The sequence below is a fragment of the Lysobacter enzymogenes genome (genome assembly GCF_017168095.1).
Taxonomy (GTDB): domain Bacteria; phylum Pseudomonadota; class Gammaproteobacteria; order Xanthomonadales; family Xanthomonadaceae; genus Lysobacter; species Lysobacter enzymogenes_D.
Map to the genome: position 1 here is coordinate 1 of NZ_LXSD01000002.1, position 26,908 is coordinate 26,908.

Consider the following 26,908-nt stretch of genomic DNA (forward strand, 5'->3'; position numbering starts at 1 on the left):
CGCCGTGCGCGCGCGGCGTCGCGCGCAGCGCGCGACCGCGCACGCGCACGGGAACGCGCACGCGCCGCCGCAGGCCGATCGAATCCGCGCCTGTCGAATCCGCGCCGAACGAATCCGCGCCGATCAAATCCGCACCGATCAAATCCGCGTCGCGGCGCGGAGCAAAAACCTTCGAACATTGCCACGCCCACGCGCACCGCAGCGGTCGCGCCCGCGGCTTCGCCTGCCCCAGGCCGTGGCCGCCATCCAGGTTTTCGCAACAGAAACATACTGCTCCGACGCATCGGCGAAACCGTGATGCCGCGCCGTCCGGGCGCCGCGCCGCCTGCCTACCCTCGCCTGCGGATCGCCCGCCGATCCGCCCGCCGCACACCGACCGCGAGGCCCGCCCAGCGCACCGACCCGGCTTCGCATGACGACACCCCATCCGACAGGAACCCCTCATGCGTTCTATCGCCTCCTCCGCTCCGACCGCGCTGCTGCGCGCCCTGCTGCCGTGCCTGGCGCTCGCCGCGATGCCGCTCGCCGCCCAGGCCGCATCGCCTTCGGCGGGCGCCGATCCGGCCGCGCCGCGGCAGATCCTGCCCAAGCCGATCAAGACCCAGCTCGGCCGCTACCAATCGCGCGAGTTCATCGAGGTCAAGTTCGTCGACGGCAGCCAGATCGCCGCGCACGACGGCCGCCTGCGCTCGGCCAAGCTCGGCGGCCTGGCCGCGCTCGACAGCCTCACCAGCGGCGCCGGCCCCGTCGCCGCGCTGGAACCGCTGTTCCGCGCCGACGCCGCGACCCTGCAGTCGCTGGCCGCCAACACCCAAGCGCAAGCCGACGCGCCCGACCTGAGCCAATGGTTCCGCCTGCGGGTCAAGCCGGGCCAGGACATCGCCCGCGTCATCGACGAACTCAATGCCATGAGCATCGTCGAAACCGCCTACGCCGCGCCGCTGGCGGTGCCGCTGCCGGCCTCGCCCAATTACGAGAGCAACCAGTACTACAAGCTGCCGGCCGCGCAGAACGGCATCGACAGCGAATACGCGCGCACCCAGCTCGGCGGCAACGGCGCCGGCGTGCGCGTGCTCGACATCGAGTACAGCTGGAACACCAACCACGAAGACCTGTCCAAGCTGCGCCTGGCCGGCGCGCGCATCAACAACGGCACGCCGAGCGATCCGTTCAACGACAACAACCACGGCACCGCGGTGATGGGCCAGCTGGTCGCCGACAACAACGGCATCGGCGTCACCGGCCTGGTCGACGGCGCGCGCGCGCACGTCACCAACGCGATGAATACCGAGCGCGGCTACGACCCGGCCAACGCCATCCTCACCGCGGCCAATGCGCTCAGCGCGGGCGACGTGATCCTGATCGAACAGCAGGCCGCCGGCCCCAGCGCCTGCAACGGCTACGTGCCGGTGGAATGGATCGCCTCGGTGCACGCGGCCATCGTGACCGCGACCAACAAGGGCATCCACGTGGTCCAGGCCGGCGGCAACGGCAACATGAACCTCGACAACACCGCCTGCTTCGGCTCGCCGTTCCCCGCCGGCCGCGCCGACTCGGGCTCGATCATCGTCGGCGCCGGCGGCCCGCGCTCCAACGCGTGGTGCAGCGACAGCACCGCCGAGCGCGCCAAGCAATCGTTCTCGACCTATGGCGCGCGCGTCAACGTGCAGGCCTGGGGCCGCTGCGTCACCACCACCGGCTACGGCAACCTCTACAACGGCGGCGCCAACGCCACCTACACCAAGGTGTTCTCGGGCACCTCCAGCGCCTCGCCCATCGTCGCCTCGGCGGTGGTGGCGCTGTCGGGCATCGCCAAGCAGCGCGGCATCACCCTCACCCCGCGGCAGATGCGCGACCTGCTGCGCACCACCGGCACCGCCCAGACCGGCGGCGGCAACATCGGCCCGCTGCCGAACCTGCGCGCGGCGATCGCGCAACTCGGCGCGCTGCGCTGAGCGTATGCGGGCGAAGGGCCTGCGCCCTTCGCCCGCGTTGTCGATGCACTCGATGCGAGGAGCCCGGTCGAAACCGACTGTCGCGCGCCGCGGCCGGCTTCGTCGGGCCGCCGCCGAACCTGCGCAGGATCATCGGCCGCAGCTTGAACCGAAGCCCTGATGCGGCCGGCGAACACCATCCGCCAAATCGCGCAAACCGGTCTGCCGGCGCTCCGGCAGGCCTTCGTTTTTCTGCATTCGTGCCGAAAACGCCGCATTGCGCGTCACGTTTCGCGGCCCGACTTCAGCACGCGCTAAGCCAGCCGAGCGCGCGAAAGCGTAGCCGTAGAAACACTGCGAACACGCATCACGCTACGCGTTTGATGTTCATTCTTTTCATCCGATCGCCGCCAAAAAGCCGATCTTCCGAAGTAGCACGATCGTCTCATTTCGCAGGTAGGGGCGCCTTCGCCGGTGCCCGTTTCGAACAGTGCGGCACAACGGCGCACCCTGCACAGGCACGTGCGCGCAGCAACGACTCGCCAGACCTGCCGCATCCATCGTTCGCATCCCTACCCTTGCTTAAGGAGTTTTCGGATATGCGCAAGTTCAGCACGTCGGTTCTCGCTGCCGCCGCAGCCCTGATGGTGTCCGGCTCGGCTCTCGCCGCCGACGACCTTTCCCCCGCGTTGAAGACGGCCATGCAGCGCGACCTGGGCCTGAGCGACGCTCAGCTCAGCCAATACCTCAAGCTCGAAAGCGTCGCCGCGCAGCAGGCGCAGACCCTGCAGAGCAAACTCGGCCGCAACTTCGCCGGCGCCTGGCTGGAGCGCAAGGCCGACGGCTCCTTCGCCCTGGTCGCCGCCAGCACCGCGATCAACGCCAACGCCGCCAAAGCCGTGCCGGGCGTGGAAACCCGCCGCGTGCGCAACAGCCTGGCCGCGCTCGACAGCGCCAAGGGCCAGCTCGACAGCCAACTGGCGCGCAACGGCAAGGCGCCCAAGGGCGTGTACAGCTGGGCGGTCGACCTGCCCAGCAACACCGTGGTGATCGGCGTCGCCCCCGGCGCCGAAGACGCCGGCGTCGACTTCGCCGCGCGCAGCGGCCTGGACGCCAGCACCGTGCGCTTCGAAACCATGAAGGACCGCCCGCAGCGCCGCATCGCCGTACAAGGCGGCCGCGGCATGCTGCGCGACCCGGGCGACGGCTACCTGTACGCCTGCTCGGTCGGCTTCACCGTCACCAAGGGCAGCACCCCGGGCTACGCCACCGCCGGCCACTGCGGCACCGTCGGCGAAATCGTCTACCAGGAAGTGGGCCAGTGGAACGTCGGCGTCCGCGTCGGCACCTTCGCCGCCTCGACCATGCCCAGCGGCACCCAGACCGGCCCCGACCGCGGCTGGGTGAAAGTCGACAGCACCCACACCCTGTCGCCGAGCGTCTACGGCTACGGCAACGGCGACGTCACCGTGCGCGGCAGCACCGAAGCCGCCGTCGGCGCCGCGCTGTGCCGCTCGGGCCGCACCAGCGGCTGGCATTGCGGTGCGATCCGCAGCAAGAACGTCACCGTGTCGTATGTGGACGACAACAACAATCCCGATGGCACCGTCACCGGTCTGACCCGCACCAGCGCTTGCGCTGAGGGCGGCGATTCGGGTGGTTCGTTCATCACCAGCGCCGGGCAGGCGCAGGGCGTGCTGTCGGGGGGTAGCGGTAGCTGTCAGGGTAGCCAGGGGAATAACGGCGGCGGCAATAGCTACTACACGCCGATCAATTCGATTTTGAGCACGTATGGGTTGACGCTGCGGACTAGCCCGTAAGCGGGCAATTAGGTTGCAACGAAAGCGCCCCGGATTTCGGGGCGCTTTTTTTGTCGGCGGGTCAACGACTCCAACCCTAGGTCAACGACTCATTACGGGCTGCTGGCTCTCCCGCGCGGCGGGCGGCATCTCTTGCAGGTTCTGCTGTTTCTCCCGCCCCATCTGCTGTTCAAGACTTATCGCAGCCAACCGTTCGAAAGACGCTTCGACGGGCACCTGCGCAGCCGCCTCGAGCTTTACGTGAGCCCGCCGATGCGCGGGATCGTCCAATCGCCCCTCGACCACGAAGACGTTCTCGCCAGCTTTCACCTCCCGCCCATCGCGGCTGAGCACCACATGGTCGATCCGCGACAAGTCATGCTCTCTGGCTAATACCGTCAGACTCGCAGCGAGTCGCTCGCTGGCATCGTCCGAAGCGCGACCCAACTGGGCATCCAACCCAGCCACACCCTGCCGCGCCTGCAGATAGAGCGAATGATCCGGATGCTGCGGCGAACGAGGATCCGCAGCCCCCATTGCAGCGAACGCGGGCGACTCGACGTCGGGGGGCGTAGCATCCTTCCCGAGCGAAGCGCGGTCGCGCAGATTGCGCATGACCGGCTGGCCGCTGGTGACGTCGTAAAAATTGAAGTCGATTTTATGGTTGGCGAAACCGACGCCTTCGCGCTCGATCTTTTGCAAATCCCATCCCAGGCGTCCGAGATCGAGGTGCAAGTATGCGTCCGGCGCGCTCAATGGATTGGCCGTGAGGTTGTCGGCGGCGATCTTCTGGTCGGCAATACGGCCCATCGTGTGTGGCGCGTAATAATTCCGATAGTCCAGATCGCCATGCGCGCCCAGCCTGGCCACATCGGCAGGCGCGTCGAAGTGGCAGCGCGCCACCGCCTCCAGGTTCTCCGGCGTATAGGCGATGCGGCCGTTGTCAGGATTCGGCCGAATGCCGGCGGCCCAGGCATATTCGCCCGATTTCGGATCCTGGACGACGCACAACGTCGTAGCCGCCGCACGCCCGAGAATCCGCTGTTCTTCGGCGTCAGGATCGAGGTGCCGGATGCGCGAGACGACGGCATTGACCGAATGAAGCTCGGCATAGGACTCATCCCAGCGCTGACGCTGTTGCAGCGTAAGCGCGATATCGGTCGGATCGTGCACGTCCGCGTCCGAGCGAAACCGCGACGCCAAGTCCCGCTCGAACTGCTCATGTCGGAACAGACGGTCCTTCTGATTCGCCGCGTGCGCCGCCTCGTGGGCCATCGCGCCCACCAGTCCATCCATTTCACTCCCGGTGGCCGCCGCTGCCCGCAACGTGGCTCGGCTCACATTCAATTCCCCGCCGCGGTCGTCGAAATGCCCACCTGTGCCTGACACCGATCGCGCCGTGAAGGCCTTGATGACGCCGCGATCCAGCCCGGTCTCGATAAGCTGCGCCAGATAGGGCGACTCGCTGATCGCCCGACGCATTGCCGCCATCTCGGCATCGGTCGCGTTCTGGGTCTTGTCGAACTGGACGAGCAGGGCTTCGACGCGTGGATCGATCGCTCCAGGCATTTCAGCCACCGGCCGCGGTCAGCTTCAAGGAATAGACGCAATCCGGCGACGCATTATTTGTGAAAGAAGGCTTCCGGGCGAACAGAGCCACGGCGACCGGACTGGACATCGGCGGAGCGTTCTGCGTCAGCAAGGTATAGGGCCGCTTGCCGGCCCCTAACTCGGTCGCCTTGTAACCCAACGTCTCGACCAACAGCGAGCGGATCCGAGCCGCATGCAGATAGCATGCCTTGCCATCATCGAGCGGGTTGCTGATCGCCAGCTCAAGCCCTGCCTCTGCAGGATGCAGCTCGATTCGGAAACCGTCCTTCTGCGAAAACAGACCGTGAAGCGCCCATTCTTGCGGCCGTCCGTTCGCTACAGGCTTGGCATCGAGCTTGACGCCCAGTACGGCCTCCACGGCATCGCGGCCAATGCGCTGGTCTTGTGCGATCCGCTCGACCAAGCTCGCGATCGATGCCTCGTAATTGCCTGCGATGCGATCCATGCCAGGGGCTGAGTTTAGTGGTCGAACGGATTCGCTTGCAGGTTGCTTGCCGTCTACAGAAGTGGCGGAACAGGCTGAGGCCGCGGCGAGCGCAATGAGCGCAAGCAACATTCCCGGATAGAGCTGCGATCTCGAAGGTCTCATGCGGCGACTTCTTACGGAACGAGATATTTGGTCATACGAAAAATCCCCGAACCGAGGCTAAGTTGCAAGCTCGGCCGTTCCTCGAAAACGGTTCCGAACCACGGTGTCATGAATCCACGTGCCTTCATTGTGGTGGAGTTGTGGCCGCTCAAATAACTGAGGGCGCCGAAGCGCCCTCGCCTTATCCTGATCAATGCTTCTCATCCCTCGGCGGACTCGGATCATTCCCATAACTATCGCTGTCCTGAATCCGCCCATCCTTCCCATGGACGACGAGTTCCACCTCATCCTTGCGCGCCAGATCGCGCCCCGCCGCCTCGGCATCGACTTTGCGCTCGTGCACGGAACTGGCCCGCTCGGCGCCTTCGCGCTTGACGGCCCAGCCTTCGGGGTGGGGTACGACGTGAACGTCTTTCTTCGACATGGTCCTTTGTCCTGTTGAGCTTGCGCGCCAGTCGCGCGAGCCGACGCTAGCACCGGCGATGCGGTCTGCCTGGGCTCTTGTGTAATCCGTGTGCCTGGACGTGCCGCGTCTTTACGGAAACGAGACGAGGCTCGGATCGAGGCCGGGCCCGTTGGAGCGAAAAGCTCTTGCAGCCGAGCAAGTAGCTCGGCCCACGAGGCTTTTAGCCGCTGGCACCGAGCGGATTTCTCGGCCGATCAAGCGAAATGCCCGACGGTTGAAGCTCTGAGCCTGGACGACCGAGCCCGGAGCGGCATCGATGAGGCATATTGCTCGGACGGCCGAGCCCGCCGCTGCATCGGCCGAGCAAAATGCTCGGACGCCCGAGCTTCGCGCTCCATCGGCCGAGCTTTTTGCTCGGCCGATGGAGCCTGGCGCAACAAGCCGCGCCCCCTGCCCCACACCGCAGCACCCGCCCGGCCCGTTCACCGGCGTCAGCCACCTGCGGCGCAAAAAAATGCCGCCCGAAGGCGGCATACACATTCGATCCCCCGGGCGGGCGCGCCCATCGCAGCGCCTCACGCCGGCGGCGCAGCGGGCTCGCGGCGGGTGCGCACCCAACGCGCCGACATCTCCTTGCGCAGCCCGTCCAGGCCCTGGTTCTTGCCGGCCACCTTGAGCAGCCCGTAGGCCTCCAGCGAGAACGCCATGATGTCGGCGCCCAGCGCCAACTCCGTGTCGTCGCCGCGCTCGGCCAAACGCTGCAGGCGGTCGAGCAGCGGGCTCAGGCGGTCGAGCGTGCGCAGGTCCAGCAGCGCGCCGGCCAAATCCACGCTGGGCGGCACCACCTGCGGGTTCTGCTCCAACACCCGCACCGCCTGCCGGCAGAACGTCTCGGACTTGGGGCCCATCTTGGCCAGGCGGCGGCGATCGTCCGGCGACAGCGACACCAGCCCGGACAGCACTGTCTCCAATTGGGTCAAGGCAGCGTGGGCGGCGGCGAGCTGTTCGTCGCTGACTTCGAGGGTAATCAGGTTCTGACTCATGACGACACTCCGTTTCGATTAGGACGCACGTCGGGTTGACGGCGTGCGGGATCGTCGCGGAGGGTGCGCGCGATGGGGAGTCGGTGAGCGCCGCATTGAGGGGTCGGAGATTTCTTGGGTTAAAACTCATGCCTAAAGGCACATCACGCTCAAGGCGTGGGCCCGATAGCAAGTAAAGGCACACAAACAAAATACGCGAGCACAGTAATACGAAAAGAAGGGCAGCCTCGCTCGCACACCTGCGGCCTCAGGGCCCGGACGGTACCGCCGCTTGAGCGATGCAATCCAGATCCTCGGCCAAACGGTCGAAGCAATTGGCCAGAGCATCCGCTGACAAGTAGATCACGTCGGAGTCGCCCGTACCTTTTGGCTCAGTGAGCTGGGCGAGGAAGCGGAGATGGTCTCTGATTTGCGTTAGGGCTTGGTGAGCTCCCGGGGAAAGAACGTAATGTTGAGAGGTCGCGGCGATGGAGGCTTGATAACTTTTCACTTCCGCACATCCTTGCTGGATTTTTTTCAAGACTACCAACAAGAAAAAAGTATTCAAAATTCGAATATATGAGCAAACCAGCATCAAACTTGCAGCCCCCCCTCCACACCCCTACCAGATCCCAGGATACCGCGCGTTAAGCGCTCCTTTTAAGGCCACAATCAGATCAGGACAATCCTCTCTTAATTCGGAGTAAGGAACATCATTACCCCCAACTGATTCGAAGAACCATTCACAAAGCTCTGGATAATCAGAATCAAGAACATGTCGCACAAATTCATCTTGATCCTCTTGACCCCTGGCGCTCGCCAAAAAAGCCAACACCGCTCGCCGAATAATTCGAGCAGACCTTTGTCGACTTTCACATATAATGTCATACAAAAGCCGCGAGACATCTTCTCGGAGCGTATAACTCGCACGAGCCTCTCGATCCGGACATAAATCAAAGCGGGGCGCGAGCTGACCACTTTCATCCACATAATCAAAGAAATCCCATACCCGATCTATACTGGGATCCAACATTAATGGACACCCACCCGCATCCAAAGAAAAATCAGAATTTTTTAGCCGGTTACAGGGAGCGCAAATCCATAAAAAATTCGTCCATTGAAAAACAACCCCGCGCCACATTGCCACCGACTTTGGTCGAAAGTGCTCAATATCGCAACCTTCGGAGTCACCGCAATACATACATCTGTTTCGAGCACCAGCCATTGTTTTAAGGGCCGAGACGATACCATTGTTGTTCATGGTAGGGCGTCGCGCCTTCCATCTCACCTTTGGATCAATCCCCATCCCTTCATTAAGTTGTTTCTGATTCTTTGCGAGCCATTTTGATGGTCGCTTCAGCAAATCCGTGCGCCGAACCGATCGCATCACCCCCCCTCTTGTTCCTCAGACGGAACAAACAACTGAAGCTGCTCCATTCGATTTAACTCAGCATTAGACAGTTGCGCGCGAAATTGCTTTGCCTTTAAGACGCTCCACTCCTTACGCGCCTCCACGGCGCGTGGCGACCTTGTGTGCGTCAGCTTGAATGCATTAGAAAGAAGAATTTCATTAACGGTGCCTGCAACAATCCTCTTCCACTCCTCAATATCGAGCCGGACCGGATCCATTAAATCTTCATGCCCAGACAGAGAGTAGATGCCAAGATCATCGGCCGCTTGGCATACGAAGGCGCTATGTGAGGAAACAATAAATTGGATGTTGGGAAAATGCGACTTTAACCAAAATCCGATCTGACGCTGCCATTCGGGGTGCAGATGAGCGTCAACCTCATCGATAAGCACCACCCCTCCGTGTGGAACATATACACGCTCTCCATCTCGAATCACTAACGGATGATTCGGATATACATCTGACAAATGCCTTAAAATATCAATAAGAAGCGCGAGAGAGGACCGATAACCATCACTCATATCTGCAAGAGGGAGCACCATCCCCTTGTCATCCTTCAACCAAAGCCCCTCGGAATCAACTCGACCAGCTTTTAGTCCATGCCGAAGAAAATCGGCATCCAGCAAATCCATCACATCTTGCAGCAAAACTCGCTCTCGGTCTCTTTGCTCAAATGTCTTGAACTGAAGCTCTTTGAGCCAATCCTGCCCCTCTCCGAGGGTCGCATCCTCCTTAAACAAGGTCGCAAAACGAGGGGGCCGCCCCGGAGAAGACATGAGTTTCATGGCATCCGTGGATGTACCATAAAGTCTACGGAAAGGGCCATAAGCCACTGCAAACCAAGCCCCTTGTCCTACGGCCCAAGGTCCATTGAGAGCTGATTTTTTCTTTTTTACATACTCGTTTCCCGGGACAGGAAAAACCTCCCCGCCGCGAGTTTCAAGTGTTAATTCCGCATAGAACGGCTCTAGCGGCGGACGGCCAGTAGTAAACCGATCCTCATCACCCGAGGCTATTTGAACCGCAATAGTGGCTGATGGCGCCCCTTGTCTAATCCAACCCGCGAAGGAAGGCTGAAGAGCTCGCGCCGTATCCGGCCCCACGAGCGCCATCGCAATAGCCTTGAGAACCGTCGTCTTTCCCGAAGCATTATCTCCGGTTAAAACGTTCCACCCGGCGTACGCAGCACTACCATCCGGATTTTTTCTATCGAACCGTAACTCAAGATCTCTGAAACCTTTCACATCTTTCAATACGACGCGATGAATGTACATCGCCTATCTCCGTAGCTAGGGCGCAACGCGCAAACCTTATATGCTTCGCGACTAAAAATACACATCACCACCTGAAGAAAATTCACACGCGATGACCTTCACGTGCCAGTCAACTGTAAGCTTCATGCGGTGATGTCCGGCATGGTCTTGCAACCCTTTTCGCGCGGAAACGGACGCAGGCAAGCAAAGCCAAAAACGCGACGCTTGCTCTCACTGCTCAAGCTCCCACCATCGCCAAAACCCCACTAGCGAACAAACCAAACTCCTCTTCGATCCGTTCCATCTCGCCCGCCTGCAACTGCTCGCACAACTGCCCTTGCAGGTTCTCGACCGCCTCCACCGCACCCGGCGCCAATCTGCAACTCGTATAGTCGCTAAGACATCGCCCCGTCGCCGTATCCACTCCACGCACCGCCGCCCCCAACTGCACGCGCATCGAGTCAAAATCGGTTCGCAGTTCTGGCGCGCCATCAAAATCGCGCAGCGCTTGGGTGATGTCGTTCGAGAAGTTTCCGAGACTCCATGTACTTTCGACCATACGAGCACCTTGCTTACACTGAGCCCGCACGGCATCACCCTGTGCCAAGTCCTGCAGAATACGCTCGGCAACATCCCGCCAAGCAGCAGGATCACGCTGCCCGCGAGCATCCTCGATCATATCGAACGTCTCATAGACATTGATCCCATGCTCAGCCGGCAACAAATGCCGGTTATTCCCCACCCCGTTGGTATAAACCGGACACCCTTGGTGCACCGACTCCAACACATAAAACCCAAACGGCTCCGGGAACCGGTTATAGGCCAACCCAAACCTACACCCGCGCATGAGCCGGAACAACGCCGCCTGGCTCAGATGCGGCACCCGCACGAAGTAGTCGGCGCAGCTGCGCCCGGCCGGGGCCAGCATCGCGTCCAGGCCGCGACGGACGTCTTCGGTCAGCGAGTGCTCGGAGACGAACAGGCGGATCGGCGGCAGCGGCGCGGTGCGCAGTTCGTTGAGCCAGTAGAGGATGCTCAGCGTCGCCAGCCAGTCTTGTTTGCCCGGTTGCAGGGCGTGGCCCCAGACGGTGGCGCCGCTGTCGAGTTCGCGCAGCAGCGCGGGCGGCAGGTCGGCGCCGTGGGCGAAGCCGGGGTGGCCGTCGGGGCATTCGACGCTGGGCAGCGGCAGGCGGATGGATTGGGTGCGCATCAGGCCGCGCGGGTTGAGCACGCGGCGTTGGCGCCAGTTGGGGAAGGCGAACAGCGAGCGCAGCACGTCGGCGAGGTACGGCGAGTTGGCCAGGTGCAGGTCGACGGCGGGGTTGGCGATCCAGGCGCCGGCGCCGTAGGCCAGGCCGTGGTAGAGCACGGCGTTGTGGCGCGCCCAGCCGCGCGCGGGCGAGCGCGCGGCGGTGCCGGTGGCGTCGAACAGGGCGATGTGCGGGGGCGCGTCGGCGTCGAAGCGGGTCAGTTGGCCGGCCAGGCCGTACGGCAGCATGGCCTCTTCGCCCAGGTCGTTGCGCGGCGGTTCGAACGATCGCACGTCCCAGCCGTTGCGGGTCAGGATCGGGCCGATGGCGTGGTTGACGTAGCCGACGGAGTGGAACGGGGGGCCGCCGCTTTGCGACAACATCAGTGCGATGGTATTCGACATTCCTTGCCTGCCCCGCCGAGGTGTGAGGCGCGACGGGATGCAGGGGTGTGCCCATCGACCCCGCCGGTCGCGACCGCGAATCCGTGCCGTGCGAGTCTTACATGCACGGGCCTGCGCCGTCATCCGCCCTGGGCGGGCCGCCCCGCGCTGATCCGGCGAAGAGGCTGCGGCGTCGGCCTTGTCGGCGCATCGCTTCTGCGCCGAGCCCCCCCTCGGCTCACGCGCTGTCCGTCTGCGTCTGCGCTTCGTCGGCCTCCGCCTGCGCCGCGACCGCTTGCATCCATTGGCTGCGGAACGCTTCGAACTTTTCCACCGCCGCTTTCATCTCGGCAGGGGTCATCGAGGTGCGCTGGAAGTACCAGCACACCGCCATCCATTCGGGCGATAGCCACGCGGGCGCGTGCGAGCTTTCGATCTGGTCGGCCATCAGATGCATCTGGAACGGATGCAGCAGCGCAAACAGTAGATCCAGCGCGGTCGGCGCCGCGCCTTGCCACAATCGCAGTTCGACCAGATAGTCGCCGCCGGCGCCCGCACGCAGCCCGGCCGAGCCGGTGAAGAACCGCGACAGCGCCGATTCGTCGGCGAACAGCACATCGTCGCGCTCGCCGGTGCTCGCATACGGCAGGGCGTTGAGCACGCAGGGAACGATGGTCTTGCCGATGCCTTCGGGCAGGTGCTGTTCCAGGATCTGCGGATAGCGCTGCAAGGCATCGGCCAGGCGCTTGACCTGCTTGATGTTTTCGCGGCATTCCTTTTCGAAGTAGTACGCGGCCACCGGGTGGTTGGACGACAGCGTGTGGTTCTTGCACTCGAACACGAACAGGAACTCGCCCCAGGCCAGCAGCGCGTCGTACTGGTAGGTCTGGCCGTCGTGCTTGACCGTCGGCGCGCAAGCCTTCAGGCCCTGCTGCCGGAACAGATCGAGAACGCGGCGCTCGAAGCCCTCGCCCTTGCCTTCGACCTGCGCCGTCTCGTGCTCGTCCAACCGCGCCTTGGCGGCGATGGCCGACAGCACCACCTGCGAGATCAGCGAGGGCGCCAGCGCATAGGCCACGACGATCAGGTCGTCGCCGGTGGTGGCGATCAGCGGCTGATCGAACAGATCGCGGCTGGAGCGGTGCAGCGTGGCGTGCGACAGGAAGGTTGCGGCCTTGTCTTCGCTCAGGCCGCAGGCGGCCAGTTCGGCCAGCAGGTCGGCGCGGGCGTAGCGCAGCCAGAACGGGCTCTCCTGCGCACCGTCCGAGTCGCGCTGCACGCGCCGCCGGATCGTCGCATAGCCGCGGATCCATTCGATCATGCGCAGGCCGGAGAACACCTGCTCGGCGGCAGTCGCGTCGATCGACAGCAGGTGCGCCATCGATTCCACTGCCAACGCTTCGTCCCTGGACAGATACGTCTCGGGCGGCAGGCGGTGATCGCCGGACTGCTTGAGCGTGCGCTTGGACAACTCGCGCACCATGCTGCGCAGATCGTTGCTGATCCGGTCCATCAGGCGTTCGTTGGCGCAGATATCGGGAAACTCGCGCGCGCCGTCGAGTTCCAGGACGTGCCCATAGCGGCTCACGCCGGGCTCGCCGTAGCGCTCGCCGACCAGGCGCCGCACTTCCGCTTCGGTCAACGGCCGCAGCCGGGCGCCGCGGAAGCGCACTTTCTGCTGTGCGCCGTCCCAGTTGCGCCATGAGTTGGCGAGCAGGCCGTAGCCGTTCATGCGCTGGACGTCGGCCTCTTCGACGGGCGGGCCGTCCGGTACGCGCACGTGGCCTTGCGCGTCGAACCACTTGCCGCGGTAGGCCTCCATCATCACGGTGTTCTTGACCAGATCCAGCAAGGCGCCCAACGCCACGTCGGGATCGAGCCGGCGGCCGTCGGGCGCCTGGATCATCGGGTTGGCGACGCCTTCGCCGCTGACGATGGCTTTTTCCATCAGCGCGTCCAAATAGCGCGATTCCCGGCTCGCCAGCTCCAGCATGCTGGCGACCCGCGCGGCCCCGCTCATCGCCTTCCACGGGCCGGTGTCGATCTCCTTGAGAATTCCTGCGAAACCGGCTTCGATCAGGGCGAGATCGGCGGTGTGCGCGTCCAGCGCCGAGGCGTGCTCGTCCTGCCCCGCTGCGCGCAGGTAGGCGGCCAGCTGCGAGAGCAGTTCATCGCGCGCGGCGACGCCTTTGCCGCCGTGCTTGAACAACAGCGATTCGTTGATGCGGACCAGTTCGACCAATTTTTCGGCGTCGAATCCCGGAGTCGCATCCAGGTGCGCTTTCAGGCCGGCCCATGAAGTGTCCTTCAAGGCCGCTTTCACTTTCTCCTGGCTCGGCATCGTCTCCCCCTGAGACGTTGTCCCTTCGCTGGGACGTAGGTTCGGCTCGATGGCGGCCGGCCCTCGGGTCCGGCGCGCCGTCATGGTCGAACGTAAAGAATCGTCCGTTCCGGCCACGGCGCTGCGAGGCCGGACACCGGGACGATCGACCAAGGCAACGCGCCTCGGCTCGGCGTCCGACATCGGGCAGCGACTATCCCCGCCAGTTGGCGTGCGCGCTCCAGAACTCCACGCTGCGCCTGTAAGCCTCACGATCCAACGCCACCCCCGACCCGCCCTCCTCCACCCCCAGCGCATTGCGCATCATCGTGATCGGCGCCATCGGCGTCTCCACCGGCTCGGCGGTGTACATGCAGCCGACCACGCCCCAGTCGGCGTCGGTGTGGGTGCCCTCCTTGGCCAGTTGTTCGCGGCTGTAGAGGATGACGATGAGATATTCCGCTACCGGCGGGTCGATGTCTTCGAACCAGCGCGTCAGCACCGGCAGTTCGTCCTTGGTGCGGGCGTCGTAGCCGCTGCGCAGCAGGTGGCGGTTGGCGTCGGTGATCGGCACGGCCAGGCAGCGGGTGCTGGTCCAGTTGCGGTGCACGTGCAGTTTGCAGAACGGGGCGTAGCCGTCGAGCACGGCCAGCGGCGGCGTCTCGTTGAGGTGGCGCTCGAACTGCTCGGGGGTGATGTCCTGGATGGTGTTGCGGCGCGGTTCGCGCGGGAACAGGCGCGGGCGGGCGAAGTCGGTGAGGATGATGGTCATGGGGGGATTATCGGTGGAGCCGGCGGGGTTTGGCAGCGGTGCCGGTGGCATTGCGACGGGGCGTTTGCGAGGGGGTCTGCGTGTCTTTGTGGCGCGCCGTTCGTTTTTGAGCGCCGGCGCGGTCGCGATGGCGTCGCGGTTGAGGGGGCGCGGTCGCGGCTTGCGCCGCTCCTGCAGGGGGTTATCGGGCTGGCGCTTCGTCGTGCCTGAGCCTGAATCAAGCGCCGCATAGAAAAAGCCCCGCCGAGGCGGGGCTTTTTGCATTCGTCGGGCGAGCGCTTACATATTGCGCCGGTACTCGCCGCCCACGTCGTACAAGGCATGGCTGATCTGCCCGAGGCTGTGCGTCTTCACCGCTTCCATGAGGCTGGCAAACACGTTGCGGCGCTCGCGTGCGGCGGCCTGCAGGCCGCGCAGGCCTTCGGCGGCGTAGCCGTTGCGGCCGGCCTGGTAGGCCTGGACGTTGTCGATCTGCTGGCCCTTCTCGCTTTCGGTCGAGCGGATCAGTTCGATCTCGGTGACGATGTCGCCGCCGTGGTCCTTCGGCAGGAAGGTGTTGACGCCGACCAGCGGCAGCGAGCCATCGTGCTTTTTGTGCTCGTAGTACAGGCTCTCTTCCTGGATCTTGCCGCGCTGGTACATGGTGTCCATCGCGCCGAGCACGCCGCCGCGTTCGCTGATGGCTTCGAATTCCTTGTACACGGCCTCTTCGACGATGTCGGTGAGCTTGTCGACGATGAAGCTGCCCTGCCAGGGGTTCTCGTTGAAGTTCAGCCCCAGCTCCTTGTTGATGATCATCTGGATCGCGACCGCGCGGCGCACGCTCTCTTCGGTCGGGGTGGTGATGGCTTCGTCGTAGGCGTTGGTGTGCAGGCTGTTGCAGTTGTCGAACAGCGCGTACAGCGCCTGCAAGGTGGTGCGGATGTCGTTGAACTGGATTTCCTGGGCGTGCAGCGAGCGGCCCGAGGTCTGGATGTGGTACTTCATCATCTGGCTGCGCGGGTCGGCGCCGTAGCGCTCGCGCATGGCGCGGGCCCAGATGCGGCGGGCGACGCGGCCGATGACGGTGTACTCCGGGTCCATGCCGTTGGAGAAGAAGAACGACAGGTTCGGGGCGAAGTCGTCGATCTTCATCCCGCGCGCGAGGTAGTACTCGACGATGGTGAAGCCGTTGCTCAAGGTGAAGGCGAGCTGGCTGATCGGATTCGCGCCGGCCTCGGCGATGTGGTAGCCGCTGATCGACACCGAGTAGAAGTTGCGCACGTTCTTGTCGACGAAGAACTGCTGGATGTCGCCCATCATGCGCAGGGCGAACTCGGTGCTGAAGATGCAGGTGTTCTGGGCCTGGTCCTCCTTGAGGATGTCGGCCTGGACGGTGCCGCGCACGGTGGCGAGGGTCTTGTCGCGGATCTTCTGGTAGGTCTCGGCGTCGACGATCTGGTCGCCGGTGACGCCGAGCAGGCCCAGGCCGAGGCCGTCGTTGGTTTCCGGCAGCAGGCCGCTGTATTCGGGGCGCTTGCGGCCTTCGAACAAGGCTTCGATCTTGTCGTGGGCGGCGTCCCAGCGCGATTGGTCTTCGCGCAGGTATTTCTCGATCTGTTGATCGACGGCGGTGTTCATGAACATCGCCAGGATGATCGGCGCGGGGCCGTTGATGGTCATCGACACCGAGGTGCTCGGCGCGCACAGGTCGAAGCCGGAGTACAGCTTCTTCATGTCGTCCAGGGACGCGATGTTGACGCCGGAGTTGCCGATCTTGCCGAAGATGTCCGGGCGCACGGCCGGGTCTTCGCCGTACAGGGTGACGCTGTCGAAGGCGGTCGACAGGCGCGCGGCCGGCTGACCGACGGAGAGGTAATGGAAGCGGCGGTTGGTGCGCTCCGGGGTGCCCTCGCCGGCGAACATGCGGATCGGGTCTTCGCCGGTGCGGCGGTACGGGTAGACGCCGCCGGTGTAGGGGTAATAGCCCGGCAGGTTTTCCTTTTGCAGGAAGGTCAGCAGCTCGCCCCAGCTCTTGTAGGTGGGCGCGGCGATCTTCGGGATCTGCTGGTGGCTCAAGGATTCGCGGTAGTTCTCGACCCGGATGACCTTGTCGCGGACCTTGTATTCGTTGACTTCGTCGGTGATCGACTTCAGGCGCGCGGGCCAGTCGCGCAGCAGCTTGAGGGCTTCGGAGGTGAGCGACTGGACGGCGTCGTTGTAGCGTTGGCGCAGGGTCAGCAGGGTGCGGTCGACGCCGCGGCCTTTGGCCAGGGCGCGCGCCTCGATATCGCGAATCCGCTGGCGCGTCGCCGAGAACTGCTCGCGGAAGGCGGGGTCGACATTCTGCAGAGCCGCGTCGACTTCGTCGTCGGACGGCGCTGCCGGCTCGTCCTTGGAAGGCAACAACGCGTCAGAGTGATAAAGATCAAGCGCGCTGGGCACATGGTCGCCAAGATCGTGTAGCGACTGCCAGTACGACTGCGCGCGGTCGGCAATCTCCGACTGGGTTTCGATCTGCTTGTTGATCGAACGCCCCTGCTCGGCGATCTCGGCGAGGTAACGCACGCGCGCGCCGGGAATCAGCACGGTGGCGCGCGGTTCCTTGAGGTCGGTATTGACGTCGGGCGTCCACTTGTCGGCCGGCAGCGACAGCTTCTCGCGCAGCAGGCGGCACAGGTTGGCGAACATCCAGCTGATGCCGGGGTCGTTGAATTGGCTGGCGATGGTCGGGTAGACCGGGACGTCTTCGTCCTTGGTCTGGAACGCGACGCGGTTGCGCTTCCACTGCTTGCGCACGTCGCGCAGCGCATCCTCGGCGCCGCGCTTGTCGAACTTGTTGAGCACCACCAGCTCGGCGTAGTCGAGCATGTCGATCTTTTCCAGCTGGCTCGGCGCGCCGAAGTCGCTGGTCATGACGTACATCGGGAAGTCGACCAGGTCGACGATCTCCGAATCGCTCTGGCCGATGCCGGCGGTTTCGACGATCACCAGGTCGTAGCCGAGGCTGCGCAGGTAGCCGATGCAGTCCTTGAGCACCGTGTTGGTCGCCGAGTTCTGCCGGCGCGTGGCCATCGAGCGCATGTAGACGCGGTGGCTGCGCAGCGAGTTCATGCGGATGCGGTCGCCGAGCAGCGCGCCGCCGGTGCGGCGGCGGGTCGGGTCGACCGAGATCACCGCCATGCGCATCTCGGGGAAGTTGGCGAGGAAGCGGTTGAGCAGTTCGTCGGTCACCGACGACTTGCCGGCGCCGCCGGTGCCGGTGATGCCGACCACCGGGGTCTTGCCGCCGGCCAGTTGCCACTGCTTGCGCAGGTGGGCGAGCTGGGACTCGTCGAACGCGCCCTCTTCGATCGCGCTGAGGGTGCGGCCGATGCTGATTTCGTCGTCGATGCTGGACGCCTGCGGGCTCGATTCGGTGGCCAGGCGCGCGTCGCTGGCACGGCGCACCACGTCTTCGATCATCGCCACCAGGCCCATGTGCATGCCGTCGTTGGGGTGGTAGATGCGCTCGACGCCGTAGGCCTGCAGCTCGCGGATCTCTTCCGGCGTGATCGTGCCGCCGCCGCCGCCGAACACGCGGATGTGGCCAGCGCCGCGCTCCTTGAGCATGTCGACCATGTACTTGAAGTATTCGACATGGCCGCCCTGGTAGCTCGACAGCGCGATGCCGTCGGCGTCTTCCTGCAGCGCGGCGCGGACCACGTCTTCGACCGAGCGGTTGTGGCCGAGGTGGACGACTTCGGCGCCCTGCCCCTGGATCAGCCGGCGCATGATGTTGATCGCGGCGTCGTGGCCGTCGAACAGGCTGGCGGCGGTGACGAAGCGCAGCGGGGTCGCGTCGGGCTGGGCGGCGGGGAGGTTCGCGGCGGTGGTGCTCATGGGCATCTCGATACGCAGGACGGTCTGCGCGTATTGTAGCTCTGTGCGCGCCGCCCCGGTTTGCCCCGCGCGTGCGGGGGCGTAGGGAGGCGCGGCGCTAGCGGAGTCCGGCGGCGGGCGTCAATAGGGGCGACGCGGCGCGGGTGCGCCGGAAGTGAAAGGGCGGTCGCAAGCGGCGACAACGGTCGGTCCGATGCGTCTTGGCACGAGTCCGCGCGACCCCATGCAATCCCCCTGTAGGAGCGGCGCGAGCCGCGACCGCGGAGCGTCCGCTCGCGTCGAACCTTGCGTCGAACCTTGCGTCGTAGCTGCGTTGTCGCGGTCGCGGCTTGCGCCGCTCCTACAGGGGGATTTCGGGTGGCTTTGCCGGCATTGCCGGGTGAGTGTGCGGGCGCAACAAACGCGGCGAGCGTCAACCGCTTCGCGCCGCAACCGTTTTCCAGCAAGCCGGCCTTCAGCAAGCCGGCGCATCCGTGAATGCGCGCAGGCGCGCGGTCAACAGCGGTGCGGGCGCGGCGTTGTCTGCGCTAACCGGCGGGTGGCCGCCGGACCGAGGAGAACGATCATGGCTATGCGTCCTTTGATGGTGGCGGCGGCATTGGGTGTGGCGACGCTGGCGGGCGTGCACGCGCCGCAGGCGCAGGCGCGCGCTTACGTGGATGTGGACGTGCGCGTGGCGCCGCCGCCGCCGCGTTACGAGCGGGTGCGGGTGCGTCCGGGTTATGTGTGGACGCCGGGGTATTGGAGCTGGAACGGCCGTCGCCATGTGTGGATCGGCGGCAGCTACGTGGTCGCGCGTCCGGGCTATGCCTATGTCGGTCCGCGCTGGGTGTCGTACGGGCCGGGGTGGCGCTTCCATGCCGGGCGCTGGGTGCGTCGCTGAGCAGTCGCGGGCGGATGCGGCGTGCAGAAGCACGCAGCGCGGACGCGAAATGGATTCCGGCTTTCGCCGGAATGACGGCGGGTTCTTGAATGACGACGGGTTCTTGAATGACGACGGGTTCCGGAATGACGGCGGGCTCTGGAATACCGCGGGTTCCGGAATGACGGCGGATTAGCGTCGATGCGCCGATTCAGCGTCCGCTAGCGCGACGCGCCTCGATCCGGGCGCGTCGCGCTTCCGCGTCGCCGCGCCCTGCGGCCCGGTGCGGCGCGCGGCACCGTATCCGCGCGTCGCACCTGCGTTCCCTGCCCGCCGCGTCCGGCGGCGGCATCGCGTCCTTGCAGCGCCGTCCGCTTACCGCTTGGCCAGCCCGCGCACGATCTTGGCGCGGCGCTCGGCGATGCCGGATTCGGAGCGATGCAGATCGAAACCGCTGCGGCCGCCGACGCCGGAACGGCCGGCGCCGAGAATGCGCGCCACGGTCGCGGCCAAGGTCGCGCGGTCTTCGTCGAAGCCGCCGTGCGAGGTCGCGAACGCGGCGTTCGGCGAGCCTTCGGCCTGGCCCGAGGTCGGCGACTGGATCCAGTCGATCAGCCCGCGTTCGAGCAGTTCGCGCAGCTCGGCGGAACCTTGTTCGGCGCCCTGCTCCAGGAACTTCGCCATGCCCAGCAGCGGCGTGCCGTTGCGCAAGCGCCGGTTGATCCAGCTGCGCGGCTGTTGTTCGAACGCGTGCGCGACCAGGTACAGCAGCGACTTGTGGTAGATGTTGGCGCAGTGGTCGTCGTTCTCGGCCTTGTCGGTCAGGGTGAACAGCGCCAGGCGCTTGATCTTGCCGCTGCGCAGCGCCGGCGCGTAGGTGTCGAGGAACAGCTCGACGGTGATCGCCGGCGCCCACAGCGCGATGCTTTCGATGCTCAGGCCCAGGCCCTGCTGGCCGACCGCGGGCCCGCTGGGCACGACGCCGTCGGCGGTCAGCAACTGCACCAGCGGCGCCAGCAGGATCGAGCCGGCGCTGTGCCCGGCCAGATGCAGCTCGACCTTGCCGTCGCGCGCGCGCCATTCCTGCAGCAGCCGCGCCACCAGCGCGGCGCCGCCGGCTTCGCTGACTTGCCCGCCCGGCGATACGCTGCGCGCGGTGGTCGCGCGCAGGCCGTTTTCCTTCATCTCGTCCCACAGCAGCTTGCCGCCGGCGACCCGCGCCAAGGGTTCCAGGGTGTCGTCGAGGCGGTCGAGCAGCAGGTTCTTGGCGCTGTCGACGATGCCTTCGCTGCGCGGCTTGGCGACATCGCGCAGGATGTTGCCGAGCGTGGTCCAGGCGTCGGTCTTCCACACGAACGAGAGCGGGTAGATCTGCTGCTCCAGCAGCGTGTTGCGGTAATCGGCGACGCGCTGGATCGCCGCCTGCTCGGGCACCAGGCCGCCGTGGGCGTAGAGCAGCACGCGCTTTTTCGGCCAGGCCGCGGTGATCCGCGGCAGGTCGTTGCGGATCAGGTTGCGCACGTCGTCGGCGCTGGTGCCGAAGCGGCCGTCGTCGCGCAGCGCGCCGTCGTTGCCGAGGCTGACGATGTGCGGGCGCAGGTCGGCCTGCGAATAGCCGGTGGACTGGCGGGCCAGGCTGGAATGGCTGACCGCGCTGGACTGCGCGCTGTGCAGCCGCACCGGCACCGCCAGCCGCGCCACCCACACATCGGTGCCGCGCTCCAGCCACTCGTCGTAGCTGACGTAGCCGTAGCCGCCGCGGCCCCAGGTCTTGCCCCAGGAGTTCTGGATCCAGAAGCCGCCTTCGTCGTAACCGACGATGGCGAAGGCGTGGTAGCCGGCGATGTCCTGCTGCTGCCAGGCGATGACGCCGCGCCGGCCGGGATCGTCCCAGCCGTCGTGCACGGCGCTGGAGGCGTACAGCACGCCGACTTCGGCGAACGCCGCGTGCATCGCCACCAGGTCCTTGTGGTTGACCCGGAAGTACGCGCCCAGCGGCCGCTGCGCGGCGTCGCGGGCGCGCTGCTCGGTGTAGGTTTCCAGGCGCTGGCCGGGCTTGTACGGCCAGACCTTTTCCGCGCACACGCCGTGGTGGTGCCAGCCTTTCATCGCGCCGCGGCAGCTCGAGCCGGAGTATTCCTCGCCGCGCCATTCGTCGTAGCGCCGCGCCATGTCGTAGAACATGCGCGTGCTCACCGGCCGCAGCGCCGCGCGCGGGTTGCGCTTGCGCAGCAGGGCGTGGGCGACGGTGGCCAGGCCGAACGCGGTGCAGGCGCCCTCGTCGCCCTGGTCGAGGATCGGCAGGCGCAGCTTGAGGTGTTCGCTCAAGGGTTTGTGCGCAGGCACGTCGATCAGGGTCGGTTCGAACATGCGGTCGCGGAAGTCGGCGGTGTCGGGGCGCGCGTCGAGCAGGCGCGCGTTGAGTTGGCGCACGCCGGCGCGGGCGCGGGCCGCGGCCTTGCGCCTGGACGTCTCGGATTTGGACGCCCGCGGCTTGGCAGCCTTGGGCTTGGAACTGGTGGGCGAGGCCGGCTTGCGCGCGGCGGCGGTCCTTGCGGTGGCCATGGAGGCGGCGTCCTGAATGGGCGGGTGCGATGCGCGGGCAAGCGCTGCGCATCCGGGCAAACGCCGCCGCGCGGCCGGTCCGGACACAAGGCTTGCATCGTTATTGTGTTTGACGACGCCAGTCTTCGCGCCATCGACGGCGCGCCGAGCTCGCGCTCGAGCGCCGCCGCGAACCCCGTCGCGCGATTTGGATCGAGCCAAACGGCAAGCCCGGCAAACCCGCGCCGCGAGCGCCCGCGCCGCCCTCCCGCACCCGCCCCGGCATACGCCCGGCATACCTAGCCGTATTGCCCGATTGCTTTAGACTAGCGGCCCTGCGCCGGCCGACTCGCCGCCAGCGCACAGGCGATTTCTATTCACTTCAACGACTTAACCCACAGCCAGGCGAAACCGCGCTCGCATCAGCGCTGCGCAACCCGCCCGGTTCGGAGCACCCGATGATTTTCGAAACCCTCGACACCTTCGGCCATGAGCAGGTCGTGTTCTGCCATAACAAGGACGCCGGCCTGAAGGCCATCATCGCGATTCACAACACCGTGCTCGGCCCGGCCCTGGGTGGCCTGCGCATGTGGCCGTACAAGACCGAGCAGGACGCGCTCAACGACGTGCTGCGCCTGAGCCGCGGCATGACCTACAAGAACGCGGTCGCCGGCCTCAACATCGGCGGCGGCAAGGCGGTCATCATCGGCGATCCGGCCGCCGACAAGTCCGAAGCGCTGTTCCGCGCGTTCGGCAAGTTCGTCGATTCGCTGGGCGGCCGCTACATCACCGCCGAGGACGTCGGCATCGACGTCAACGACATGGAATACGTCTACCGCGAGACCGAGTACGTCACCGGCGTGCACCAGGTCCACGGCGGTTCGGGCGACCCGTCGCCGTTCACCGCCTACGGCACCCTGCAGGGCCTGATGGCGGCGCTGAACAAGCGCTTCGGCGACGAGGAAGTGGGCAAGTACAGCTACGCCGTGCAGGGCCTGGGCCACGTCGGCATGGAGTTCGTGAAGCTGCTCAAGGAGCGCGGCGCGAAGATCTTCGTCACCGACATCAACAAGAACCTGGTCGATAAGGCCGTGTCCGAGTACGGCGCCGAAGCGGTCGGCCTGGACGAGATCTACGACGTCAACGCCGACGTGTACTCGCCGTGCGCGCTGGGCGGCACCGTCAACGAGCAGACCCTGCCGCGCCTGAAGGCCAAGATCATCTGCGGCGCCGCCAACAACCAGCTGGCCAACAACGCCATCGGCGACGAAGTGGCCAAGCGCGGCATCCTGTACGCGCCGGACTACGCGGTCAACGCCGGCGGCGTGATGAACGTGGCGCTGGAACTCGACGGCTACAACCGCGAGCGCGCCATGCGCATGATGCGCACGATCTACCACAACCTCGGCCGCATCTTCGAGATCGCCGAGCGCGACAGCATCCCGACCTACACCGCCGCCGACCGCCTGGCGGAGGAGCGCATCAGCGCGATCGGCAAGTTGAAGCTGCCGCTCGGCCGCTCCAACCCGAGCTTCCGCGGACGCATCCGCAGCGGGCACTGAACCACACTTCGACGGGGCCGACGGCCCCGTCGTCGTATTCGAGGTAGGGATTTCGCGTGCCGTTGCGTTTAGCAAGACGCACGCGCCGTCCACCGCTCTTCCTTCGCGTCGCCAACCTGGAGCCAAGCCATGCGTTCGTCCGCTTTCGCCGTGCCCGCCGTTGCCGCGCTCGCCGTCGCCGGCCTGTCCGCCGCCCTCGCCTTCGCCGCGCAGGCGAACGAGCCGGCCAAGCCGGCCGCCGCCGGCCATCACGAGGTCTACGACTACGACCACCAGGAAACCTGGCAGGCGCTGCACGACAAGTCGCAGTCGCCGATCGACATCGTCACCGCCGGCGCGGCCGCGGCCGATCCGGCCGAGCCGCGCGCGATCGAGTTCAGCCACACCCACGGCGCCGTCGACAAGGTCGAGGACAACGGCCACGCCGTGCAGGTCGACACCCACGCCACCGAGGCGATCATCCGCGGCCGCCACTTCAAGCTGGCCCAGTTCCACTTCCATGCCCAGAGCGAGCACACCCTGGACGGCAAGCATTTCCCGCTGGAGGGCCACTTCGTGTTCAAGGCCCAGGACGGGCGCCTGGCCGTGGTCGGGGTGATGTATGAACAGGGCCAGGCCAACGCCGTCGCGCAAGAAGTGCTGGACGATCTCAAGCCCGGCAAGGCCAGGCCGGCCCAGCACGAGATCGACATCGAGGGCCTGCTGCCGAAGGCGCACGGCTACTACCACTACCTGGGCTCGCTCACGACCCCGCCGCTGACGGAAAATGTCGAGTGGTACGTGATGCCGAAGCCTGTGACCATGTCGAAGCAGCAGATCGACGGGTTCCTGTCCCATTACCGCCGCAACAACCGCAACATCCAACCGCTCAATGGGCGGCCGCTGATTCGTTACGAGGGCTGATATGCGCAGTTTTCCCCTGGGTGAAGAGATCGACGCGCTGCGCGACGCCGTGCGCCGTTTCGCCGAAACCGAAATCGCTCCGCGCGCGGAGCGCATCGACCACGACAACGCGTTCCCGCAGGACCTGTGGCCCAAGCTGGGCGAGATGGGCCTGCTGGGCATGACCGTGCCGGGCGAGTTCGGCGGCAGCGAGATGGGCTATCTGGCCCACCTGGTCGCGATGGAAGAGATTTCGCGCGCCTCCGGCTCGGTCGGTCTCTCCTACGGCGCGCACTCCAACCTGTGCGTGTCCAACCTGTTCGCCAACGGCAACGCCGCCCAGCGCGCCAAGTATTTGCCCAAGCTGTGCAGCGGCGAATGGAAGGGCGCGCTGGCGATGAGCGAGCCGGGCGCCGGCTCCGACGTGGTCGGCTCGATGAGCTGCCGCGCCGAGCTGCGCGACGGCGTGTGGGTCGCCAACGGCAACAAGATGTGGATCACCAACGGCCCCGAGGCCGACGTGCTGCTGGTGTACATGCGCACCGCGGGCAAGGACGCCGGCAGCAAGTGCATGACGGCGTTCATCGTCGAGAAGGGCATGAAGGGCTTTTCGACCGCGCAGAAGCTCGACAAGCTCGGCATGCGGGGGTCCAACACCTGCGAGCTGGTGTTCGAGAACTGCGAGATCCCGGCCGAGAACGTGGTCGGCGAGGTCCACCAGGGCGTCAAGGTGCTGATGAGCGGCCTCAACACCGAGCGCCTGGTGCTGACCGGCGGCCCGCTCGGCCTGATGCAGGCGGCGATGGACATCGCCCTGCCCTACGTTCGCGAGCGCAAGCAGTTCGACGCGGCGATCGGCACCTTCGGGCTGATGCAGGGCAAGATCGCCGACATGTACACCTCGCTGCAGTCCAGCCGCGCGTTCGCCTATCAGGTCGCGCGCGATTTCGACGGCGGCTACAAGAGCCGGGTGGACGCGGCCTCGTGCCTGCTGCACGCCTCCGACGCCGCGGTCGAGGTCGCGCTGGAAGCGATCCAGACCCTCGGCGGCAACGGCTACATCAACGAATACCCGACCGGCCGGCTGCTGCGCGACGCCAAGCTGTACGCGATCGGCGCGGGCACCAACGAGATCCGGCGCATGCTGATCGGGCGCGAGCTGTTCGACGGCAAGAGCTGATTGCGGCCTGGCTCGCCCTTCTCCCTCTCCCGCTTGCGGGAGAGGGAGCGAAAAGCCCCGCATTCGCGGGGCTTTTTTGTTGCGGCTCAAGACCAAACCGAAGCCGCGCGATCTCCCTGTAGGAGCGGCGCAAGCCGCGACCGCGAATCCACAACTACGACAGACCCATAGGCCGCCCGCGCCGTCGCGATAGCAGCTTGCGCCGGACGCCGCGGTGTCGCGGTCGCGGCTTGCGCCGCTCCTACAGGGCAAGCCCGAAACAGCCGGCGCGCATCGCGTTCACAACGGCAGCGACCAGCTCGCGAACGCGCGCGGGTACTGGCGCCCGAACTCATAGCGGTTGTCGAAGTCCAGCGCGAACACGCCGCCGCGCGCGAACCGCGCGTTGAACCCGAGCCCGAGCACGCCGGCCTCGCGCGCGAACGCGTCGCCGACGATCGGCGACCACACCTCCATGCCGGTGAAGCGCGCATCGATGTAGCGGCCCGATTGCGCCAGCGTGCGCTGCCATTCGGCGCGGCCGCTGAGGCTCAGCAGGGCCGAACCCAGCCGCCACTGGCGCTCCAGCCGCGCGCCGGCGAGCAACTGGGTCGCGCTCAGGCTCGAATCGCCCGCGCTCAGGCCGAAGCCGGCCGCGCCCGGTTCGGCGAAACCGCCGCGATCCAGGCGCAGGCTCTGCGCGCCCAGGTACGGCGTCAGCACGCCTTCGCCGACGCGGAAACGATGCCCGGCCTGCAGGCTCAAGCTCGCATAACGCTCGCCATAATCGCTGCCGGTGCCGAACCGGTCCGCGCCGAGTTGCACCTCGCGCTGCAGGTAGCGATCCATGTGGCCGAACGCCGCGCGCCCGAGCAGGTAATGCCCGTCGCGGTTCCAGCTCGCGTAGAACTGCCCTTCGATCTGGCGGTTGCGCTCGCGGTCGCGGCGCTGCGCGCTGTAGGCGTAGCCGTCGGTCTGGCTCAGCGCCGCGCCGAGGCTCCAGTCGCCGACGCGCTGGTCGTGGCCGACGATCCAGCCGCTCGCGTCCAGATCGAAGCGCCCGGCCATCGCCCGGCGCGCGTCGAGCCGGTCGCTCCACGCGCCGGAGCGCGCGCCGTCGAGATACTGCGCGTCCAGCCGCGATTCCAGCGCGCGCCGGTTGGCTTCCACCGCCATCAGCGCGAACGCCGCGTCGGCGCTGTGCAGCTCGCCCGACAGGCTCGCCAGCGACTGCTGCGCGGCCTGCGCCGTGGCCGAGCGCTGCAGCGCGCCGGCCGCGGCCGAGAAC

At 65.9% G+C, this 26,908-nt stretch carries 20 protein-coding genes; 7 read left to right on the plus strand and 13 right to left on the minus strand.

Going from position 1 to position 26,908, the window contains the following annotated elements:
• The 3 genes from A7A76_RS00025 to A7A76_RS00035 form a co-directional block, all read left to right on the plus strand.
• Positions 1-298, plus strand: a 298-nt coding sequence (locus tag A7A76_RS00025) for a hypothetical protein (protein ID WP_206409262.1), incomplete at its 5' end; no start/stop codon positions are given.
• Between the two features lie 145 nt (positions 299-443).
• Entirely contained in the window at positions 444-1,955 is a 1,512-nt protein-coding gene (locus A7A76_RS00030; RefSeq protein WP_206409263.1) for a S8 family serine peptidase, read from the plus strand.
• Between the two features lie 578 nt (positions 1,956-2,533).
• The gene (locus tag A7A76_RS00035) at positions 2,534-3,754 is read left to right on the plus strand and encodes a S1 family peptidase (protein ID WP_206409264.1); all 1,221 of its coding nucleotides are present in this window, start codon (positions 2,534-2,536) and stop codon (positions 3,752-3,754) included.
• Positions 3,755-3,835: 81 nt separating this feature from the next.
• Here the strand turns inward: A7A76_RS00035 and A7A76_RS00040 are convergent, their stop codons facing one another.
• From A7A76_RS00040 to A7A76_RS00085, 11 genes are all read right to left on the minus strand, one after another.
• Positions 3,836-5,302 carry an XVIPCD domain-containing protein gene (locus A7A76_RS00040; RefSeq protein WP_206409265.1) on the minus strand — a complete coding sequence of 489 codons (1,467 nt, stop codon included), beginning with the start codon at positions 5,300-5,302 and terminating at the stop codon, positions 3,836-3,838.
• 1 nt (position 5,303) lies between these two features.
• Positions 5,304-5,789, minus strand: coding sequence for a hypothetical protein (locus A7A76_RS00045; RefSeq protein WP_206409266.1), 486 nt, complete (start codon positions 5,787-5,789; stop codon positions 5,304-5,306).
• Between the two features lie 334 nt (positions 5,790-6,123).
• Complete coding sequence (locus A7A76_RS00050) at positions 6,124-6,357, minus strand: DUF2188 domain-containing protein (RefSeq protein WP_206409267.1); 234 nt, start codon at positions 6,355-6,357, stop codon at positions 6,124-6,126.
• Positions 6,358-6,914: 557 nt separating this feature from the next.
• Complete coding sequence (locus tag A7A76_RS00055; RefSeq protein ID WP_206409268.1) at positions 6,915-7,382, minus strand: hypothetical protein; 468 nt, start codon at positions 7,380-7,382, stop codon at positions 6,915-6,917.
• A gap of 247 nt (positions 7,383-7,629) precedes the next feature.
• Positions 7,630-7,956, minus strand: a complete 327-nt coding sequence (locus tag A7A76_RS26130) for an XAC0095 family protein (RefSeq protein ID WP_428995057.1) — start codon at positions 7,954-7,956, stop codon at positions 7,630-7,632.
• Positions 7,957-7,983: 27 nt separating this feature from the next.
• On the minus strand, positions 7,984-8,622 hold the full coding sequence (locus tag A7A76_RS00060) for a hypothetical protein (protein WP_206409269.1): 639 nt from the start codon (positions 8,620-8,622) through the stop codon (positions 7,984-7,986).
• A 125-nt stretch (positions 8,623-8,747) separates the two neighbouring features.
• Positions 8,748-10,046, minus strand: coding sequence for an AAA family ATPase (locus tag A7A76_RS00065; protein ID WP_206409270.1), 1,299 nt, complete (start codon positions 10,044-10,046; stop codon positions 8,748-8,750).
• Positions 10,047-10,263: 217 nt separating this feature from the next.
• Positions 10,264-11,679, minus strand: a complete 1,416-nt coding sequence (locus A7A76_RS00070; RefSeq protein WP_206409271.1) for a glycosyltransferase — start codon at positions 11,677-11,679, stop codon at positions 10,264-10,266.
• 217 nt (positions 11,680-11,896) lie between these two features.
• A complete protein-coding gene (locus A7A76_RS00075; RefSeq protein WP_206409272.1) occupies positions 11,897-13,969 on the minus strand; it encodes a nuclease-related domain-containing protein in 2,073 nt (690 codons plus the stop codon).
• Positions 13,970-14,192: 223 nt separating this feature from the next.
• On the minus strand, positions 14,193-14,750 hold the full coding sequence (locus A7A76_RS00080) for a DUF3228 family protein (protein WP_206409273.1): 558 nt from the start codon (positions 14,748-14,750) through the stop codon (positions 14,193-14,195).
• A gap of 279 nt (positions 14,751-15,029) precedes the next feature.
• Positions 15,030-18,611 carry a methylmalonyl-CoA mutase family protein gene (locus A7A76_RS00085; protein ID WP_206409274.1) on the minus strand — a complete coding sequence of 1,194 codons (3,582 nt, stop codon included), beginning with the start codon at positions 18,609-18,611 and terminating at the stop codon, positions 15,030-15,032.
• Between the two features lie 565 nt (positions 18,612-19,176).
• Between A7A76_RS00085 and A7A76_RS00090 the strand changes: the two genes are divergently transcribed.
• Complete coding sequence (locus tag A7A76_RS00090; RefSeq protein ID WP_206409275.1) at positions 19,177-19,494, plus strand: YXWGXW repeat-containing protein; 318 nt, start codon at positions 19,177-19,179, stop codon at positions 19,492-19,494.
• A 354-nt stretch (positions 19,495-19,848) separates the two neighbouring features.
• Here the strand turns inward: A7A76_RS00090 and A7A76_RS00095 are convergent, their stop codons facing one another.
• Positions 19,849-22,038, minus strand: a complete 2,190-nt coding sequence (locus A7A76_RS00095) for a C1 family peptidase (protein WP_206409276.1) — start codon at positions 22,036-22,038, stop codon at positions 19,849-19,851.
• 437 nt (positions 22,039-22,475) lie between these two features.
• Here A7A76_RS00095 and A7A76_RS00100 point away from each other — a divergent pair, with 437 nt between their 5' ends.
• The 3 genes from A7A76_RS00100 to A7A76_RS00110 all read left to right on the plus strand — a co-directional run bounded on the left by A7A76_RS00100 (position 22,476) and on the right by A7A76_RS00110 (position 25,641).
• Positions 22,476-23,579, plus strand: coding sequence for a Glu/Leu/Phe/Val dehydrogenase (locus tag A7A76_RS00100; RefSeq protein ID WP_206409277.1), 1,104 nt, complete (start codon positions 22,476-22,478; stop codon positions 23,577-23,579).
• A 129-nt stretch (positions 23,580-23,708) separates the two neighbouring features.
• Positions 23,709-24,482, plus strand: coding sequence for a carbonic anhydrase (locus A7A76_RS00105; protein WP_206409278.1), 774 nt, complete (start codon positions 23,709-23,711; stop codon positions 24,480-24,482).
• Between the two features lies 1 nt (position 24,483).
• Complete coding sequence (locus A7A76_RS00110) at positions 24,484-25,641, plus strand: isovaleryl-CoA dehydrogenase (protein ID WP_206409279.1); 1,158 nt, start codon at positions 24,484-24,486, stop codon at positions 25,639-25,641.
• A gap of 279 nt (positions 25,642-25,920) precedes the next feature.
• Here the strand turns inward: A7A76_RS00110 and A7A76_RS00115 are convergent.
• Positions 25,921-26,908: autotransporter outer membrane beta-barrel domain-containing protein (locus A7A76_RS00115; RefSeq protein WP_206409280.1), on the minus strand; the 988-nt coding region annotated here is incomplete at its 5' end.

Coding starts and splice junctions, on each gene's coding strand:
- A7A76_RS00030 (WP_206409263.1), top strand. CDS start 444: ATGCGTTCTATCGCCTCCTCCGCTCCGACCGCGCTGCTGCGCGCCCTG.
- A7A76_RS00035 (WP_206409264.1), top strand. CDS start 2,534: ATGCGCAAGTTCAGCACGTCGGTTCTCGCTGCCGCCGCAGCCCTGATG.
- A7A76_RS00040 (WP_206409265.1), bottom strand. CDS start 5,302: ATGCCTGGAGCGATCGATCCACGCGTCGAAGCCCTGCTCGTCCAGTTC.
- A7A76_RS00045 (WP_206409266.1), bottom strand. CDS start 5,789: ATGGATCGCATCGCAGGCAATTACGAGGCATCGATCGCGAGCTTGGTC.
- A7A76_RS00050 (WP_206409267.1), bottom strand. CDS start 6,357: ATGTCGAAGAAAGACGTTCACGTCGTACCCCACCCCGAAGGCTGGGCC.
- A7A76_RS00055 (WP_206409268.1), bottom strand. CDS start 7,382: ATGAGTCAGAACCTGATTACCCTCGAAGTCAGCGACGAACAGCTCGCC.
- A7A76_RS26130 (WP_428995057.1), bottom strand. CDS start 7,956: ATGCTGGTTTGCTCATATATTCGAATTTTGAATACTTTTTTCTTGTTG.
- A7A76_RS00060 (WP_206409269.1), bottom strand. CDS start 8,622: ATGAACAACAATGGTATCGTCTCGGCCCTTAAAACAATGGCTGGTGCT.
- A7A76_RS00065 (WP_206409270.1), bottom strand. CDS start 10,046: ATGTACATTCATCGCGTCGTATTGAAAGATGTGAAAGGTTTCAGAGAT.
- A7A76_RS00070 (WP_206409271.1), bottom strand. CDS start 11,679: ATGTCGAATACCATCGCACTGATGTTGTCGCAAAGCGGCGGCCCCCCG.
- A7A76_RS00080 (WP_206409273.1), bottom strand. CDS start 14,750: ATGACCATCATCCTCACCGACTTCGCCCGCCCGCGCCTGTTCCCGCGC.
- A7A76_RS00085 (WP_206409274.1), bottom strand. CDS start 18,611: ATGAGCACCACCGCCGCGAACCTCCCCGCCGCCCAGCCCGACGCGACC.
- A7A76_RS00090 (WP_206409275.1), top strand. CDS start 19,177: ATGGCTATGCGTCCTTTGATGGTGGCGGCGGCATTGGGTGTGGCGACG.
- A7A76_RS00095 (WP_206409276.1), bottom strand. CDS start 22,038: ATGGCCACCGCAAGGACCGCCGCCGCGCGCAAGCCGGCCTCGCCCACC.
- A7A76_RS00100 (WP_206409277.1), top strand. CDS start 22,476: ATGATTTTCGAAACCCTCGACACCTTCGGCCATGAGCAGGTCGTGTTC.
- A7A76_RS00105 (WP_206409278.1), top strand. CDS start 23,709: ATGCGTTCGTCCGCTTTCGCCGTGCCCGCCGTTGCCGCGCTCGCCGTC.
- A7A76_RS00110 (WP_206409279.1), top strand. CDS start 24,484: ATGCGCAGTTTTCCCCTGGGTGAAGAGATCGACGCGCTGCGCGACGCC.